At 38.7% G+C, this 20,101-nt stretch carries 10 protein-coding genes and 1 other RNA gene; all 11 read right to left on the bottom strand.

Features of this window, described 5'->3' with window-relative positions:
* Positions 1-87: 87 nt before the first annotated feature.
* Positions 88-2,823, bottom strand: coding sequence for a beta-galactosidase GalB (gene galB, locus ACUN8G_RS01245; RefSeq protein WP_437346982.1), 2,736 nt, complete (start codon positions 2,821-2,823; stop codon positions 88-90).
* A gap of 153 nt (positions 2,824-2,976) precedes the next feature.
* Positions 2,977-6,792, bottom strand: a complete 3,816-nt coding sequence (locus ACUN8G_RS01240; RefSeq protein ID WP_437346981.1) for a T9SS type A sorting domain-containing protein — start codon at positions 6,790-6,792, stop codon at positions 2,977-2,979.
* A 108-nt stretch (positions 6,793-6,900) separates the two neighbouring features.
* Positions 6,901-8,706 (bottom strand): T9SS type A sorting domain-containing protein, encoded by a 1,806-nt coding sequence (locus ACUN8G_RS01235; protein WP_437346980.1) that lies wholly within the window; start codon positions 8,704-8,706, stop codon positions 6,901-6,903.
* 31 nt (positions 8,707-8,737) lie between these two features.
* The gene (locus tag ACUN8G_RS01230; RefSeq protein WP_437346979.1) at positions 8,738-11,821 is read right to left on the bottom strand and encodes a TonB-dependent receptor; all 3,084 of its coding nucleotides are present in this window, start codon (positions 11,819-11,821) and stop codon (positions 8,738-8,740) included.
* A gap of 23 nt (positions 11,822-11,844) precedes the next feature.
* Positions 11,845-13,251, bottom strand: coding sequence for an MFS transporter (locus ACUN8G_RS01225; RefSeq protein ID WP_437346978.1), 1,407 nt, complete (start codon positions 13,249-13,251; stop codon positions 11,845-11,847).
* Between the two features lie 223 nt (positions 13,252-13,474).
* A complete protein-coding gene (locus tag ACUN8G_RS01220) occupies positions 13,475-15,784 on the bottom strand; it encodes a glycoside hydrolase family 3 N-terminal domain-containing protein (RefSeq protein WP_437346977.1) in 2,310 nt (769 codons plus the stop codon).
* Between the two features lie 207 nt (positions 15,785-15,991).
* Positions 15,992-16,088: signal recognition particle sRNA small type (ffs, locus tag ACUN8G_RS01215), an RNA gene on the bottom strand.
* A gap of 24 nt (positions 16,089-16,112) precedes the next feature.
* Complete coding sequence (locus ACUN8G_RS01210; RefSeq protein ID WP_437346976.1) at positions 16,113-17,126, bottom strand: glycosyltransferase family 9 protein; 1,014 nt, start codon at positions 17,124-17,126, stop codon at positions 16,113-16,115.
* Positions 17,113-18,231, bottom strand: coding sequence for a glycosyltransferase (locus ACUN8G_RS01205; RefSeq protein ID WP_437346975.1), 1,119 nt, complete (start codon positions 18,229-18,231; stop codon positions 17,113-17,115). The genes ACUN8G_RS01210 and ACUN8G_RS01205 overlap by 14 nt, the downstream gene beginning before the upstream one ends.
* 5 nt (positions 18,232-18,236) lie before the next feature.
* On the bottom strand, positions 18,237-19,196 hold the full coding sequence (locus ACUN8G_RS01200) for a GNAT family N-acetyltransferase (RefSeq protein ID WP_437346974.1): 960 nt from the start codon (positions 19,194-19,196) through the stop codon (positions 18,237-18,239).
* A gap of 14 nt (positions 19,197-19,210) precedes the next feature.
* Positions 19,211-20,101, bottom strand: a complete 891-nt coding sequence (locus tag ACUN8G_RS01195; protein ID WP_437346973.1) for a PorV/PorQ family protein — start codon at positions 20,099-20,101, stop codon at positions 19,211-19,213.

Below are 20,101 nucleotides of genomic sequence, written 5' to 3'. Positions count from 1 at the left end.
CCTTTAATTATTCATATAAATGTTTGCTTACTGAATTGTTACAAGAATGTAAGCTTTCAAATTATCATTATTATTTAGCATAAAATTTTATTCGATACTTATAACAGTACTTCCTGCTTGCAACCCTTCGGAATAAGCTTTCAAAATTGCATTGCCTTTGGTTCCTTCAATCGATCTGACTATAACCAGCAGAAGTCCATTAAAAGCGTTCCTGCTTTTTGATGGAAATGGAATCATACAGGTCGGGTCGCCATTATCGGTAGCAATAATTTCAGCAGGTCCTTCGATCTCTAAGTTAATTGTATTAGCAGCGTCAGGTACAAGCAGTCCGTTTTCGTCTGTAATTTTAACTGTTACAAACGAAAGGTCTTTACCGTCGGCTTTGATTATTCGTCGATCCGGGATCAATTCCACTTTCGCAGGTTGAAGTGTAGTTTTTACGCTATCGGTTGCCCACGGTTTGCCGTTTTTATAAGTCAAAACTTTTAATTCACCCGGTTCATAAATAACTTCGTCCCATCGTAATCGATATTCAAATTTTCCTTTTTTCTTTTTTCCTAAGGATTTTCCATTTAAGAATAGTTCTGCTTCGTCACCCGATGTAAAAATGTGGACAGGTGTTACTTTACCAACTCTATCGTGCCAGTTCCAGTGAGGTAGAATGTGAGCCATCGGATAATCAGGGCGCCAGTAAGATTGATATAAATAGAAGCGATCTTTTTTGAAACCGGCAAGGTCGATCACGCCAAAGTATGAGCTACGAGCCTTGTAATAAGGAGTGGGTTCACCGAGATAGTCCCATCCGCTCCATACGAAGCCACCTGCAACAAATGGATGCCTGTCGAGTGTAGCAAATACTTTATCTGCCGACGATCCGAAATCAGCCGTATAAAGTTCATAAGCGCTGACATATTTTTTGTCTGGATCGCCTCCCTGCGAGTCGCTTACAGGCGAACTAATACCATCGTATACAGGAAATAAATATGTGCCCCGACTGCTTAAAGCTGCTGCATTCTCGCTGCTAAGAATTACTTTGTCTGGAAATTTTTTATGAAATTCTTCATACAAAGGTTCAGTCTTAATCCCCTGCAAATGTGCATAAGCCGGTGCATTACGGATTCCTTCTCCTTGATAATTTAGACTAATTACATCCATCACTTCCGGAAATGGCATGTACGGTTTGGCATAATTCATCGAAGCAGTTGCCGGTCTTGTGGAGTCTTCCTGTTTAATAATATCATACAAATGTTTTGCAAGGGCGGCACCTTCTTTGTCGGTATATTGTTCACCTACTTCATTACCGAAACTCCACATAATAATTGAGGGATGATTTCTATCCCTGCGAACAAAAGCTCGCAAATCCTGTTCATGCCATTCTGGAAAAATCAAGTGGAAATCGAGAGGTGTTTTCTTGCGTTCCCACACATCAAATATTTCATCTACAACTAAGAATCCCATTCTATCCGTTAAATCGAGAAATTCTGGCGCAGGAGGATTATGAGCAAATCGAATTGCATTACATCCCATTTCTCTCAGTAATTCTAATTGACGCTCGGCAGCTCTTATGTTAAATGCTGCTCCTAAAGGACCTAAATCGTGATGCAGATTGGCACCTTTAATTTTAATTAATTCATCATTGAGAAGTATCCCTTTTTCGGGATTAAATTCAAGTTTGCGAATTCCAAATTTTGTCGAGTAATTATCTATCAGTTTTCCATCCTTTAGTAATTTAATTTCCGACAGATAGAGATTGGGCGTTTGTGTCGGCGGTACACCCCACAATTTGGGATTATTAATTTTAATGCTACTTTTATCTATATGACTGGTATTCGGTTCGATTTCTACCTTTCTAATTACTGAACTGGCAATAAGGCTGTCAATTTTATATCCCGAGCGATTTACTGCATAAATTTCATGGATAATATCGATATAAACTTTTTCATTCGAGTTATTGTCGATTTTCGTTCTGATATCTACTTCAGCTCTGTTTTTATTGATATAGTTGGTTGTAATAAATGTGCCCCAGTGTGCAATATGGATGCGATTAGTTTTAACCAGCCAGACATTACGATAGATACCAGCGCCTGGATACCAACGAGACGATTTTGGTGGGTTATCCAGTCGAATTGCTATAATATTATCTTTGCCAAAATCGATGTATGGGGTCACGTTGATTCTGAATGAATTGTAACCGTAAGGCCAGCCTCCAGCAAGATAACCATTAATCCAGACCATTGCATACGACATCGCACCGTCGATATCGAGATAAATTTGCTTGGCCGAATCGGAATGGGGAATGAAAATTTTTTTTCTGTACCATGCCACACCATGAATTGGCAAACGCCCCATGCCGCCTCCAACTTCGGCGTCCTCCCCTTCCAGAAATGGCCCTTTAATTGCCCAATCGTGGGGTAAATTTATTTTTTCCCAATTACTATCGTCATAATTTAACTGTACAAAGGGGAAATCTTTACCTGGATTACCGTCTGGTCTTTTATAATGTTTCGAATTGTCATAAAGGAATTCATTTCCCGTAGGTAATATCCAGAACTTCAAGACTGACTTAGGCGATTCAATCTTAGCTGCTTCGGTTGGAATCGCATCTGCAGGATTATCATCTTTGTATTCTTTAATAGCAGGTCGTATATCATATATCAAACTATCTGCATTTTCAATCGCTTCATACTTATAAAATCTCCAATCGTTATTGAGCAATATTTTTTCTCTTACATATTTTAAATTTTCTGTCTCGCTTTCAGAAAAAATAAAATTACTTACCAACAGCAATGCCAATAATGCTATCTTGTATACACTTGATTTCATAATAAATTAGAGCCCGCTCGTCTTTAAGTAGAAGCCTATAAGTAATGTGTAGTTTACTAGTATGATCAATTGCTTATCGACTAATAAATTCAGCAGAAAATAATAATAAACAGCCCGCTCATGGCGGGCTGTTTAGGACCCCAAATGGAGCAATTATTTAATTAGCATCAACTTCTTCACGCTATAGAAATCGCCAGCTTTGATTGTGTAGAAGTAGACGCCTGATGCGAGATTCGAAGCATTGAAAGTAACTCTGTGATAACCAGCATTCATGTGTCCGTTAACAAGTTGAGCTACTTCTTTGCCCAAAGCGTCATAAACAACCAATTTAACATCGCTACTTTGTGGCAATGCAAATTCGATGTTGGTTGTTGGGTTGAAAGGATTCGGGTAATTTTGTCCGAGTGAATAATCTGTCGGAATTGTAGAAGAGAATGTTTCTACGGAGACGACGGAATCAGGAATTTCAATTGGAGCACCCAGATCGACCAAAACATCATAGAGATTTAATTTTGTTGCACTTGCCAGATTATTTAGTGCAATATTAAAGCTATTGATCTTTGAAATCGGCGTTTTGTCGTCCACTACAATTCCACCGAATTTATATGAACCATCTTCCTTGTAGATATAATAACGGAATTCAACATTTCCATTTTCTTTAGGTGCAATTGAGAATGCAAAATTGTACATACCTTCTGTAGCGACAGCACCTGCAGGTTTTTGACGTGTATCTGCCAGAACATAATCTCCTGCTTCGTTAGTATTGAGCCATGTACCGTTAATAATTGCACCTACTGTGCCCATTTGATCGTTTCCTTCACCCCATGCTGTTAAATCGTTGCCACCACTGTGTGGAATAACCAGATAGCCCGATGCACCAGATTCAGAGCCATTCCATTCCATTCCGTTTTCTGTAGTAACAAGTTTTCCAGCATTCTGATAGAACAATCCCATTCTTAGTGAGGACCAACCTTCGAAACCGCCACCTACAAGTTCCATCTTTCCTGTAACTACTAAAGCTTTGTCGACTTTAGCCTGTACATCTATCGGGAATTTACCTCTTAGGGCAGCCCATCCAAATGGCTTTCTTGCTCCAGACATAGTTGCATTACCAATTAATTCTACCGGTTCTAATGTCCAGCCGCCGGTTCTCTTGCCGATGAATCCCCAATCGCCTACATAGAATTTCTGCCATGGTGCTTCCGGAACAGTAATTGGATTTCCTTTATCAACTTTTACTGCAATTAATCTGAACTCTTTCATTGCAGTTTGTATTCCATCACCAATGCCAAAGCAGATACCATTGAATTTAGTAGTAACCTGAGCAGTGTCAATTACAGTACCACCGAACCAATATTTTTTATCTTTATGGTACATGTACCAGCGAATTTCATTTGTACCGTCTGGTAATGGTTGCACAGAAATAGCAAAGTCATAAACACCACCTACAATAACAGCTCGTGCCGGAGCCTGTTCAATGGCAGCGATTGGACCCCCATTATTGCTCCAGGTGCTGTTCCATCCTGTACCACCATTAATTGTCCAGATAGTACCAGCACCACCAGCTCCATTTGCCATATCGGTAGTTCCAGAACGAGGAGTAAATTCATAGCCGTAATGGACGCCAGTACCTGTCCATTCAGCTTGAGGTGTAAAACGATTTATTAATTGGCCTTCATTATCCCAATATGTCAATGCATAACGTAATCCTACGTAACTTTCACCCGGTCCATCGCCTACATATTCAAATTGTCCTGATACGATAATTGCTTTGCTTGTCGTGGCTTCAATTGTTGTCCCGAATCCACCTCTAATCGTTGCCCAGGTTGCAGGTGGCCCATCTGCACCCATAGCTGCATCGCCAACGATAGTATTTGAGTCAACGAGGATTGGCCAACCTTTACCACGATTTGTAGTTCCCCAGTACTCAACGTAGAACGGTTGCCACGGAGCTTCTGGAACAACTATCGGTTCACCATAATCTACTTTTGCTGCAAGGACTTTAAATTCAGTCCAATCACCAGTATTGACACCGAAACAGATACTATTAAATTTATCTGTTGTGGCTGTGTCTATAATATTACCACCGAACCAATATTTATTGTTCTTTTCTATAAGATACCATCTAATTTCATTATGGGTGGCATCAACTTTTCTTAATGAGAAAGCAAATTTATAAATACCCGGGATAATTTCTGCATTTCGAGGAGCCTGTTCAATAGCTGCAATTGTTTTACCATTATTGCTCCACGTACTATTCCAGTTACCATTATTTATTGTCCATACAGTTCCACTACCACCGGCTCCATTTGACATAGTTCCTACACCGGTACGTGGATGGAAACCGTAACCCCAATACTTACCGCCAACCCAAGCGGCTGAATCTGTTAATGGATTTTCGAGTTGAGCGTTTTCCATATATGTAATTGCATAACGTATTGGAGTATAACTGCTTCCGCCCCCCTCTGTTCCTACGAATTCCAGTTCACCGGTTACAATTAAAGCTTTGTCTGTTTTAAGTTCGAGATCCTGCCCGAAACCACCCTGCACGGTTGCCCAACCTGCTCCATTGATTGGAGAGCCATCACCGGAAATTAATGCATCACCTACTAAAGTATTTTCATCGTTTCTAATCTTCCAATATTTTCCTTGAGCTGTTGTACCCCAGTCCTGAAGATAATAAGCCTGCCATGGTGCTTCGGGAACTTCTATGGGTGAGCCTAATCTTGCTTTTACGCCAGTTAATTTAAAGGCGGTCATATTTGTTGTAATTCCATCTCCAATACCAAAACAAATTCCATTGAACTTAGTACTTACCTTAGCAGAATCGATAACAGTGCCGCCGAACCAGTATTTTTTATCGACATGATACATATACCAGCGGATTTCGTTTGTGCCGTCTGCCAAAGGTCGTACAGAAATAGCAAAGTCATAGACTCCGCCTTCAATAATGGCACGAAGAGGCTTCTGTTCAACGGCTGCAATCGGTTTCCCGTTGTTACTCCAGGTACTGTTCCACCCACTGCCGCCATTAACTGTCCATACAGTTCCTGCTCCTCCTGCACCGTTAGCCATATCGGTGGTTCCTGAACGAGGAGTAAATTCGTATCCGTAATGAACACCGGTTCCAGTCCATCTTGCTGAATCGGTAAATCGATTAGCTAATTCACCTTCGTTGTCCCAATATGTTAATGCATATCGCAAACCGATGTAGCTCGCACCGGGTCCATCTCCAACATATTCAAACTTACCTGTTACAACTACAGCTTGATCTAAACTTGCTTCGAGTACTTTTCCAAATCCGCCTCTAATTGTTGCCCATGTTGGTGGTGGGCCGTCAGCTCCCATAGCACCTTCTCCTGCAGGGGTATCTTCTCTATTGAGAATTGGCCAACCTGCTCCACGGCTGGGAGTTGAACCCCAGAGTGTTACTAAATCGGGATCGGCTGTACGGGTAACAACTATATTGTCAATCCAGATAGTACTGTTGTTATTTTGTGCACCTCCGAACATAAACTTAACTTGATTAGTGGGTACACTTTCATTTGAAACCATTGTAAAGGTAAAAGTTTGAGGAGTAGTAGTTACATAAGCAGTATCATCAAGGCGCTTAGTATAAGGAGATCCTTGAATTTCGAAGAGAGCATTAATTGCGGTATTCTTAGTGGCAACAGCCATAAAAGATAGAGTATATTGATAACCGGGTAGCAATGGCAAATTAGCCACACGCTGAATGCGCCACATTTCTACACCGCCTTTAACAATTTCAGCTTTGTAGGAATTTGCACCGGAAAGTTTTCCGGTATTGTCGATTGAAAACGTTACGGTAGCAGAAGCCTGATCGATCCAGCCACTGTTCCACATACCGTCGCCATTATCAAATTCGTCTGAGAGGACAACTTCCTGAGCCATCAGCCCGGACGTTATCCATACAACCAATAATAAAACAAGTTTTAGATTTTTTAACACGACTCCACCTCCCTATTTTGTGTTGAATTTATTTGTAACCAATTAACAATCACCCCATTCATTAAAACCGTATTCGTCAGAAATTTACCTGACGAATACGGTAATTAATTATTTCATTAACATTAATTTTTTAGTCAATGTAATATTATCAGTTTCTAAGCTATACAGATAAACACCGCTGGGCAAATTTGATGCATCGAATGTTATTACGTAATTGCCAGCTTTCTGATTACCTTCGAATAAAGTTGCAATTTGCTGACCAAGCACATTAAATATCTTGATCGATACATATCCTTCTTTAGGAACAGAGTATTCGATATTTGTAGTTGGATTAAATGGATTGGGATAATTTTGTTTCAGTCTATATTCAGTAGGAACTTTGCCATTAAGTTCACGAACACTAACTGGATTGGGTGAACCATAATTTAACCAATTATTAATTATCTTCCATTCCTGATCGCGTTGAGCTTCCCATGCAGGTTTTATATCCGGGAACCAGTTCAGATCGCCTAAGGGGAAACCACCCATTGCAGCAGTTTTATATTTTTCGTTTGTATAAGCTAAGTTTTCTGGCAGCGGCCATGTCTGATTGAAACCTGCATCAGGTCGATATGACCAGTCAATATCTGCATTATTGCTCCATTTGTAATCCATGAATGTAAGCAGTGCTTCCTGGTTTGTAGCTGGTTCAATAAACTGTGGATCCTCAGAATAAATTGTTTCCCAATCTACATTCATTGTTTTGAAAACTTTATTACCTTCGGCATCAACAGAGTCGATAAAATCAATTTCATCCTGTCCCAGCATTGGTGAAGGATTATAAATCAGATCGGACTCTCTATTTCGAATTCTTTCTTTAGCAGATGGAGCTTCTGTAAACCATTTTAGATAAAAATCCTGATACAAGTATGCAACGTTCCCGATAAATAATTTCCTGTCGAAGTCGGTAAAATCAACTGCAAATCCGAACGAATCAACAGGAGTAAGACCGTTAATTAAACCACCACCCGGGGAATTACACAATCCGTTTTTAAAGTCATCATATGTCATTCCTTCCGGACAAACGTCGACTGCTCTGTATCCAATCATCATGGGATTAACAAACAACGAATTTGTAATAGCTGCATTTCTTAACCAGCCAGCAGATTGGAAAACCCATTCAACTGAATTTAGAAGTGTACAGTGGTTAATGTAAACATTGTCACTGTATTCATTCCCTTCCTGCATAATAATTCGGCTCAGGTTTGTAAACGAACAGTTTTCAAACAACAACGTATCATAATGCCAGCCCGAGCTCTGATATGGGAATGAAATTGCACGGCCATAATATCTGAAGTGGTTATCTGAATTATTTCTCCAGTATGAGTTGTAAAATTTCCCCACGAAATGGTTAGCCTTAACAGTTATAGCACCTCCAGCTTCTGCGCCAATACCGGCATAGTCAAAGATACAACCATCGAATATTCCAACTTCTGGGTCGTTCGCATCTTCCTGGTTTTCAAATACAATCGAACTGCTTACTTTATTACCAAGAAAGTCTGCATACCTTACCCAGACATTTTTCATTACTATATCCCCATAACTCTGAATAAGGTAAGCTCTGTCGATTCCCTCCTCTGTCCATACAATCTGGGGAGGAGCAGATTCCTGAGTATTCCCCGGTTTGGGAGCAACTATCTCGAGGTTTTGTCCCTTATCCAAAAAAATACTACGGCTTAGAACATATACCTCGTATGGATTCAATTTGAAGACCGTATTGTTGATGGTTCCTTCGTTAATTGCCTTCTCAATTGCATCATTTAAAGTACCGTATTGCTGCGCTTCGTAATATCCTGGGACAACAACGGTATCTTTTTGAGCAAAGAGTGCAGCACTAAAAAACACCAACAATGAAAGTATAATTATTTTCTTCATAGCTTCTCCTTTTTTATGATAAAGTTATTTACTAATATCTCAGCCTTATACCGACATTAGCCGTAAGACCATAATTCTGAATATTTCTGAAACCGCCGGTTGATTTATGCAATGATTGTGTATTCGCATTATTGAGGTTGCTGAAATCGAGGAATAACTCAGAATTGAAGAATGGAAGTTTTTGTCGTGCAGACAAATCGACCCTGAAATAATCGTCAGAATAAGAATCGTTTTCTGGATATCTTCCACCGTTACCAGTTGCAATTTGATCCTGGTATACAAATGAAAGTCGGATTGAAAAATCTTTGTAGTCATAACCAATATAAGCATTCAAAACATGATTAGGTTGATCCAGTAATCTTCCTGTCGATGAACTATCAACCAATACAGGAATTCTCTCTCTTCCCACAACCTTAACTTTCACATCAAAGAACGGATAGCGGGTTTCAGACGATATGCGAGCATAATTAATACCAAATACAATATTGTTAAATGGCGAAGGAAGGTACCAGAAATTATGCTGTAAATCGAATTCAAGTCCTTTAACAGTAGCATCAAAGGGATTATTCAATGGTCTGAAAACTGTCGCATTCGATTTCCCCGTAGTAGGATTAACTACAGGTGTAACTACATAAGCTCCATCTCGTACAATTTGATAACGTGGTAAAGAGTCGATGCCAGCTCCTTCGGCAGCATCGAGCTGATAACTTGCGTTATAAACGAAGTTTTCAATTGTTTTATAAAAAGCTCCAATTGATAAAAGACCAATTTCATTTGCATGGAAAGTAAAACTGAGATCATGATTATAAGCCTGTGCAGGCTTGAGTTCAGGATTTCCTGTATAGATAGTATTATTTTGTGTAATTGTAAATTTAGGACTAATTAAATGATAATCCGGTCTCGATAATGTTTGAGTATATGCGTATCGAATGTCGAGCCATTTTGTGGGCGAGAATTTAATTTGTCCCATCGGTAGTAAAAATTCATTTGATTTGTGGTCTGTTGTATCATACATAATCTGCGCCTGAGCATTGCGTACGTCTCTTGCATTGTAAGCAAAATATTTGGTGTTAACTTTTTCATAACGGGCACCTGCGATAACCATAAATTTCCAGAAATTAACTTTAAACATACCGTATGTTGCATAATAATCTTCATTATATCTGTAATCGTTCGTAAGCTGCTGGAATGGTCCATCATACCATCCACCTTGTGCACCAGTGCTGTACTCCTTATTTGAAGCATCGAATTGAGGATTGCCAATAATATAATTCAAAATATCGATGAGTATGCCTGGATTTGCTACATAGTAGATGGAACCATATTTATTGTCGAGGAAAGGATCATAAAGTTTGCTGTCATTATTTATAAACGAAGTACCAACCAGTTCACCTCTGTCGTTAGTTGAAATGCCGAATTGGTCTTTAATGGTTCGCATTAATTTTGACTGGATATCATTGTCAGTAGAATTTGCGCTGCCATTGAATCCAAGGTAAGGTGCTTCCTGATCTGTACGGTTGTATTGATTGTTAATCTGTCCACCAAACTTAAAGAAACCGCTGAGTGATTTTCCAAAACTAAATGGAATTTCAAAATCGGCTTTATACGAGAATTTTTCTTCAAGATAATTATTACTGAAAAGATTTGCACTTCTCAATACAACTTCATCTGAACCCTTGTAAGCTGTAAGCAAGTATGTCAAGTCTTCTGGTTTTACATTGTCCCTTTTAATACCTCCTTGAAGCGCATCGGTCTGGTTAAAATTGATTACAGGAGATTTATCTAACACATTGTTTGCCGAAGTATAATTGGCTGATAGATCAGCTGTCATAAAGCCGAAATCGTAATCGAGTTTGATAGAGTGCATGCGCTGGTCGACAGTATTGTCGCCTAATCTTAACTGCCATTCCATTCTGCCATTGTCGTAATTAATTGTTTGCCTGTTGTCGGTATAATCTGAATTTAAGCGAGCAAACATATTAACAAATTTTATCGATCCACCTGGCAGGGTATAATCCATTATTAAATTAGCTCCAAAACGTTTTCTCGTTTCAATATGACGGTTAAATGTAACTGAAGTAACTTTTACGGGACGATAGCCTGTAGTTGGGTCAATTTGAACTTCTTCGGCGGCAAGTGCGTAACCAGCATCCATATTGTCAGCATCCCGATCATAGGATTCTGCGTTAACCAATGCATAAACTCCAAGCTTGTCGTTGAAGAATCGATTGCTTGCCGATGCTACAGCGCGGAAATTTCCATACGTATTACTTTTTGCAGTATAGCCCTGCTGATAAAGTAAATTCCAATGCAAACCGGCCGGTGCCTCTCTCAATTCCATATTGACAGTACCACCGATTGAATTAGCATTCATATCGGGTGTTAAAGATTTATAAACTGCAATCATTCTGATCATATAAGGTGAAATCATAGTCAGGTCAACGCTGCGGTCGTTGTTTAATCCGCCCGTTGCTACGTATGGATCTGATGTGATACCGATTGACGAACTACCTGTGGCAGATAATTTCACACCTTCCACTTCTATCGAGTTGTACTTCGGTGAAAGTCCACGAATAACTATTTTGCTATCCTCACCCGAGCTTTTTTGAGTTGAGATACCAGGGAGTCGACTGAGTGCAGCTGCAGCATTAAAGTCGGGCAATTCCTGAATCCTTGCTTCTGAGACAATATTTGCAATTTTATCAGAAGTTAATTGCTGGTTGATAGCTTCTAATTGTCCCTGTGCCTGAGCAGTAATAATTATGTCCTGCCCTTCGATAGCAGTTATTTCGAGATAAAAATTTTGCGCAAGAGTCTTGCCAACGGGAATATCTACAACAACACTATCGGGTTCGTATCCTATATAACTGACAATAATTGTATGACGACCCGCGGGAATATTTCTTATTAGGTATTCTCCGTCCAAATTGCAAGCAGCGCCCAGAGTTGTCCCTTTAACGAGGACATTTGCACCAGGTAAAGTTTCATTTGTTTCTTTATCGTAAACCGTGCCTCTCAAACTACCTTTTCCCTGGGCATTGAGAGGAATACTAATTGTAAAGATGAGTAGAACCAGAGTTATAAAAATCTTTTTAATTGGTATATCGAGAGTCATACCCGCCTCCAATATTTATTTAATTAATTAGTTGCCAATTCATTAGAACGTCTGCCCTCTAATTCCACTTCTATTTCAGACATCATTTTATTATTCAGAGGATATTTAATCATCAGTAAACTTCCAATTACGCCCGCAATTGCAGGATAGACTGTCATTAACAGTTTAATTCCTGTAATTGTCTCGGCTGTTTGTACCTGATTTGCTACAAATCCGTAATATGCAAGTAGCCATCCTACAATTGCTCCTCCCAGAGTTAATCCAAGCTTCAACGAAAAAAGGGAAGCTGCCATTATTAATCCAGTGGCTCTTCGTTTATTTTTCCATTCAGAATAATCAGCAGTGTCTGTATAAAGCGCCCATTGAAGTACAGACACCGGACCGAAGAAAAACGATAAGATCAAGTTCAGCAGAAAGAGCAATATAATTGCATCTGGTGGAACCAGAAATATTGCGGCGCTGAAAATTGCACTGCCTAAAAGGAAAAATGTATAGGTATTTTTCTTGTCGAATTTTTTGGCAAACCATTTCGTCAATATTGCGCCAATAATCGTTACAATTGTACCTGAAAGCATAAACGATGACGATAATAATTCGTAAGAAAGTTCATAAGTAGTACCAAGTAAATTTAGCTTCCGGTCGAGAATATAATATTTGAAGTAGTACATAATGGTAGAATTTCTGACGACAATAAAAATCAATTGGAAAACTGTGGCGCCTGCTATCAATAACCATGGCCTGTTAGAAATCAGATCCTTTAAATCCTGTTTGAAATCACTCTTTTGTTCTTTCGGTGGGTAAACGCGTTCTTTTGTAGTAATGAAAGTAGTAAAGAATAACAAAATGGCAAGGATAGAAAGCACTCCCATTGTCCATTGCCAACCTAAAGCTTCGTTATTGCCACCAAAGTATTTGACGAGGGCAAGAACAGAAGCCTGTACAATAAGTCCTCCGACGAAAGCAGCGACAAATCGGAAAGACGATAGCTCGGTTCTTTCCATCGAATTTGGAGTTATGACTGCCATTAACGCCGAATATGGAACATTGACCGCCGTATATGCCATCATCAACAGGTTATAAGTAACAAAAGCATAAACGAGTTTTCCAGTAGGATCAAAATTTGGAGTTGTAAATGTAAGTACACCTAAAATTCCAAAAGGAATTGAAGCCCAAATTAGATAAGGTCTGAACTTGCCCCAGCGCGTATTCGTACGGTCTGCTATAGTACCCATAATCGGATCATTAATTGTATCCCAAATTCGCGTAATTAAAAATATTGTGCCCACAGTAGCGGCAGGTAATCCATATACGTCAGTATAGAAATACATCAAAAACAACATAAAAGTCTGGAAATAGAGGTTGGAAGCGGTATCTCCGAGACTATAACCAATTTTTTCCTTTAGAGACAAATATTTCTTATTGTTTTCCACAGCTACCTCTTAAGTGATTTTATTAAGGAAAGAATATTATTCTGGATTGGATTAAGTTCTAAGATGGTCATATTTAAAAAATTGGGAGACATGCGACAATTTTCCTCCCTGTTGTATGTCCCCCCACAACAGTTATATAATATAGTATTTATTGTCATACTCTGCGTCCAATCACTTTACCGAAATAAACCGGCTAAAGTTTAGGACAAAACTCTTTTTATTTTCATTTGACCGTTAAAATTGTTTTTATTAAATCTTCGTTACGCGAAGAATTGCCTACCATTATTTCGAATTCTCCGGGCTCAACTACAAATTTCATATCAACATTTGTAAACGCCAGATTTTCAGGTAATAATTCAAATATTACAGTAGTAGTATGACCAGGGTCGAGTTTAATTTTTTTGAATCCTTTTAATTCTTTTACAGGTCGGGTAACGGAGCTGACTTTATCTCTTATATAAAGTTGAACTACTTCTTCTCCTGGTAATTGTCCTTCATTCTTAACATCAACTGACACGTTTACTTTTTCATCAGCTGATATAACATCTTTGCTCAGTTTCAGGTTAGCGAAACTAAATTTTGTATAACTCAAGCCGTAACCGAATGCAAAGAGTGGAGAAACATCGTCGAAAAGGTAACCTCTTCTTGCCGAAGGCTTATGACTATAATGTGCTGGAATATGACCAGCAGATCTCGGAATTGAAACTGGTAATTTACCACTTGGATTATACTCTCCGAACAATACATCAGCCACGGCATTGCCGGTCTCCTGTCCAAGATACCAGCATTCCAGGATTGCAGGGACATTATCCTTGATAAATCCGATCGAATTCGGTCTGCCATTAAAGAGGAGTACGACAACAGGCTTACCGGTTTTCAAAATTTCTTCAACCAATTTATTTTGGCTGCCAACCAGTTCAAGCGAAGGGCGGTCGCCAAGATGATTTTTATTCCATGCTTCGCGTGATGTCTGTTCGTTTCCCCCCAGAACCAGCACAGCGACATCGGATTTTTGAGCAACGGCAACCGCCTGATTAATTAACTGTTCATTTTCAGCCGGATCTGGCAATAATACCTCGTCTTCGTTCCATGATCCACCGACCGTAATTTTGCAACCTTCGCTGTAAAAGACTTCCCCTTTGTTGCCGACTTTTTCTTTGATACCCTGATAAACCGAAGTATAATATTTCGGAGTACCATGATATCCCCCCAAAAGCATTCTATCGGCATTTGGACCAATAACAGCTATTTTTTTGAAATTCCTTAAAGGAAGAAGATTACCTTCATTTTTTAGAAGAGTAATTGTCTCTCTTGCAGCTTGCAAAGCAAGTTCTCTGTCGGCTTCCAGTTTTTTTTCAAATTGACCTGGTTCAACTTCAATGTATGGATTATCAAACAAGCCCAGCTTAAATTTATACTTGAGCATCGGTAAAACCAGCGCGTCGATGTCCGATTCATACACTAATCCTTTGTTCACCATCTCCGTTAAATTTGGATAGCAATCTGGATTTGGAAACTCGATATTTACCCCAGCTTCAACTGCTAATTTTGCAGCTTCAACTTTATTGGCAGCCACACCATGACTAACGGTTTCTTCTCTATGAAACAATTCGGTTATTGCATAATAATCCGATACAACAAATCCTTTGAATCCCCATTCGTCACGTAATACTTTCCTTAACAACCATTTATTTGCATGTGAGGGAATACCGTCAATTTCATTATAAGAAGCCATAACACTGATTACACCAGCTTTGTTGATTGCTTCTTTAAACGGCATAAGAAAAGTATCCCTAAGAAAACGTTCGGAAAAGTTTGCAGGCGCACAGTTGGTACCAGATTCCGGTTGGCCATGAGCTGCAAAATGCTTGAGAGTGGCAATAACTTTATTGTTATTCTTTAATGAACCATCGCCCTGTAAACCTTTAACCGAAGCAATCCCCATTTGTGAAACAAGGTAAGTATCCTCACCAAATGTTTCTTCAACTCTTCCCCAACGTGGATCTCTGACAACGTCAACAACCGGGGTTAAGGCCTGATGAGCTCCACGTGTACGAGCATCTTCTGCTATTGCAGAAAATATTTTTTCAATTAATTCAACATTGAAAGTTGCAGCAAGCCCAATTGGAACTGGATAGCTTGTGGCATCTTTTGCTGCAAGTCCGTGCAAACATTCTTCGTGGAATATTACAGGTATGCCCAGTCGTGTTTCTTCTACTAAAAATTTCTGTATAGCATTTGCATATTCGACCATTTGATACGGGTTGAGCCCCCCGTCTGTATCGCTCAACCGTGCAATTTGACCTATGCCATTTTTTAGATTCTCTCTTAACTTATCTAAGCTAAAATTACCCTCCTGGTCAAAAAGGATCGTCTTTTTATCTTCCCAGATACATAACATCTGCGCCACTTTTTCTTCGAGAGTCATTCTCTTTAATAAATCTTCGGCTCTTTCATCTGGGGATAATTCAGGATTTTTGTAGTCGTATAAGACTTCAGATTCTGGTTTGGCGGTGTGAGCTGACTTTTCCATTCCTAACTTCCTGTATTAGTATTAAGTGTTTTAGAACCTGATTACTAAACGAAAAAGTTGTACTAACAAATTATTTCGATGACAAATAACCCTATTTGGTAGAAAGTCTTATCATTTCAAACATAATTAAACCGTTTCAATATTACGAAGAATTATTTTAATTAGCAACAATAAGAAAATGAAATTCGACAAAAAATTTAAAATAAAAAAAGCCAAGCCGCTGACCACCCAGGTTAGATACTTACCGTTGCTTCCTTCCGGACCTGGCGGGGTTGGGTATTAACCTGCCAATCAGGGCCTGGCAAAATTGGAGCACAAATATAAAAAATTATTCTCTATTTAGCATTTCTATTATCTCTCTGTAAATCCTCTCGGGCCTCACAAATTCAGAATCTTTATATTCACATTTTTTTGGATCACCCGGGCATTGCTGCTGACAGTAACTTTTTTCTGGCAAGATTATTTTATGAATATTTCCCAAAGGGCCCCAAAGTTGAGGCGAACAAGCAGTCATGGGACAAAATAACGATAATGTTTTTACTTTTAATGCTGCACATAAATGCATCGGACCAGTGCTTGCAGACACAAGCAAATCGAGCGTACTGAAGTTGATTATTGAATTACGCAAACTGCTATTGAGATTCGGGTAAACTACATCTTCAAAGCCAGATAAAATTTCAGGAGGTTTCAAATCCGTTACTACCACTCTTATTTCATCGTTAGTCCTCAATAATTCAATTAGACTAAAATATTGCTCACTTCGCCAATTAGGTGCCGAACCCCCACTTGTAGAGTTAATCCCTACTAAAAATTTTTTTTGATTTAAAAATTCAGTACGTCTCCTCGCCGATATTTTCAGCTCTTTTTCTGTTAAATAAATTTCCGGAGTATAATCGGTGCTTTCGACTCCAATTTTACGTGCTAAATCAAGCGAATAGTCGGCTTCGTGCCTGAGTGGATTATATTTTTTTCTGTCTACAAAACGAGTAAATGTCAGTAACTGGAATAATTTATGCCCGACTCCAACTCTATAAGGTATTCCTGCAAGAAATAATAAGTAATTAATCCTTTCATCTGGCAAAAGCATTAGAGCGTCAGTAAACCGGTATCTCCTAATTTCCTTAATTGTATTAAAAAATGAATTTGCTGGATTATAGGTAATTATTTCATCTACGAAGGGATTATTCAGGTAAACATCTTTCGCATAATCCCGAATCATAACTGCAACAAAACTGTTCCGGTATTTTTTTTTAATTTCACGCGGCAGAGACGTCGATAATACTACATCACCGATTCTATCGGGTCGAACAATAAGAATCCGTTTATTTTTATTTTTCTTCACCGAATAGCTTTCCACGAACTTGTTCGTACTCTCTTTGCCAATTTAATTCTTCGGCTGCCCTCAGGCAATTTTTTCTGTAATCATGGAGAAGCGGCGGATTATCGAGCCATTTATAAATAATATCTGCTACCGATTCACCTTTCTCAATATAGACAATTTCTCCAACACGATATTGAGTAACAATTTTTTTCATCTGCGGTAGATTGCTGCAAATCACTGGCAGTGCTGCCATAATATATTCAAACAATTTGTTTGGCAAAGCATGATAATAGCTGATACTAATATTCTCAATCAAACAAAGTCCAGCATCGGCTGCAGCTGTGTAATTAATTAAATCAGTTTGTTCTATAAAACCACCCCAGATAATTTTATTCTCAACGGAGTATTCTTCAGCAAGTCTTTTAAAATATGCTTTCTTTTCCCCCTCACCCAGAATAAGTAGTGTTACTCGATCAAGTTTACTCAGCTCTTTTATAAAATAACCGAGTCCTCTGCCGTCCAAAAGCATGCCCTGGTACAAAATAATCATGTTTTCTTTAGGGATGTTATATAATTTTTTAATCTCTATTTTCCTGTCGGGTTTTTTGTAGAGAGGGATGTTTCTAATTACAAGCGTATTTGAAATCCCATAATAATTATGAAGGAATTCCGAATCGAGTTCTCCCGTGGTCAGTACAAGGTCAACTTTTTTGATGAAAAATTTTTCTATTTGTCTTATGATCCATTGAAGGATGGGACGTTTTGTCAATCCTCCAATAAAAGGATAGAGTTCCCTGCTGTTATAATAGACCTTTGAGTTTCTCAAACGTGCAGCCCAATAAACAAAGGGTAACGTGTAAATATCTTCAGCAAAATAAATATCTGCGTGTGTGGAAAAAAGTTTGCTTAATAATTTGATTGCAAAATCGAAATAAAAGAGAAGACGGTTTTCGCCTCTGTGCAATTTAAATATGACAGCATCATTTCTGATAATATCGCTTTCAATTCCGAACCAATCAAATGAAATAATATCGACATGATGCCCTTCAGATCTGAGTGAGCTGGAGAGATTGGTGATTCTCGAGTCATGTTTGTAATTGCCCAGAAATGCAATACATATTTTCATGTCGTTTAGAGCTTAATGTAGAGAGTGTTGCGCATAATGGCTTTGGCATCGAACTTTTCTTTGAATTCAATCAAACTCATGCTGGGTGTCATTGGATTGTCTGCCTTTGTATCCTGCGAAACGCCGATGTCGACATATTTAAATCCTCTTTCGGTAGCATCTTTAACCACTTCATACATAACTCTCTGTATTGGTTTTAAGTGTGCGTATTCATATTTCAACATATTGTAAAAACAGAGAGCCACATTTTTGTTGGGATAAAACATCAACGATCCACCGATTGGGTTATCGCCGTCGTAAACCATGAAAAGTTTCAAATAATCGGGCAGTAATTCCTTTAGCCTGTACAAATCCCTAAGAGAATGTGTCGGTTTAACACCATGCCGGGCTTTGTTTTCCAGCAGAATTGGGTAAAATTCGTCGTAATTGTCGTTAACTTCCACGCGCAATTTGAAATCGCGAAAAGTTTTTCTGATGTTCCTTCTGATCGTGGGCGAAAACCTTTCAATTATGTCCCTATTAGGGTCAAGTTTAATAGCGCTCGAGATGTAATGAAGTTTATACGAAAAACCCTGCCATAACATAGCATAGTCCAGGCTTTGATTTGGATATTCTTCATAAATCATAGGAGCAGCGGTTAGCATAAATTCTTTAATACCGTTTTTTCTACCATAATTGATCAAAGTTTCTACTATTTCCATCGCTTTAGCAAAAGTAATATCTTTTGTAACAATCGAGCCGTAACTTGCACCAATAGGCGATTCAAATAAGCCGTCGATAATCGATCCTGGAAGAAGAGCGATGATATTCCCCTTTTCAACAAAAATAAGATGATCGAATTTAAATTTGCCGGCTTCGTGATAGTCGAGAAATTTTTGCATATGGAACATCGTACCGTTATTCGATTCCAGTACGAAATTGTCCCATTCTTCTTTCCATTCTTCTGTATAACGGATAATTTCCATAAGCGACCATTTTTTTATCTGAATGAATATGATATACTAAAGGAATGTGAATCACCCAGGTTATATTGATACGGTTGAAATGCGTAGTCGAGATTTATATTTTTCCATTTAACACCAAAACCTGCTGATAATGTTTTTGAATAATATCCCGACATATAACCTGCTCTCAAAAAAAGTGTGTTCGAGTAATCAATTTCAAACCCGCCGTGCAGATGTAAATTATCTCCGTAAAAATATTTCTGCGTGCCGGCGCTAAATAGAATATTTATGTTATTGAAAAATAATTTATAAGAAGCTCCAATTCTGACTTCAGAAGGCAGGTCGGAAGCTTCGTACCTTAGATTATTCATTTTACCGAGATTTCTAATTGAAAGTCCAACTAATAAATTATCTGCGAAACCGGAATAAGAAAAGCCAAGATCGTAAGCCAAGCCAGAAGCGTCGTCGGTATAAAGATTTTCATAAACAAATTTTACCGTGGCTCCTGCAAAGAACGAACTGTATATTTTGCCCGAGAATGAAACACCGCCATAAAAATAGTTGGCATTGAATGTCGCATCCGCTTCACCTGGACGCGTTCTTATTTCAATATCATCGATTGAAGTAGATGCAAATGTCAGTCCAACAGGTATACCCCATAAATTAAGTTTCGATAGGAAATATTGAGTACCGATATCATTGAACCTTGTATTATGTGTAAATGAAAAAGAAGTAGATTTATCGAGACTGAGCAATGATGGATTATACACAAAATCATAAATATCAGTCTGGGCAACTCCCAATTCACCCATTGCAATAATTCTCGAACCGACGCCGTTCTTTAAAATTGAAAGTCCTGTCGATTGTGAAGACTGCCCTGAGATAATTCCCCATGCAACGAATAATAAAAAAATTATTTTTTTCAT

The sequence above is a fragment of the Melioribacter sulfuriphilus genome, assembly GCF_052656625.1.
Note: the sequence above shows the minus strand (reverse complement) of the source record. Positions and strands in the feature narration are given on the sequence as shown.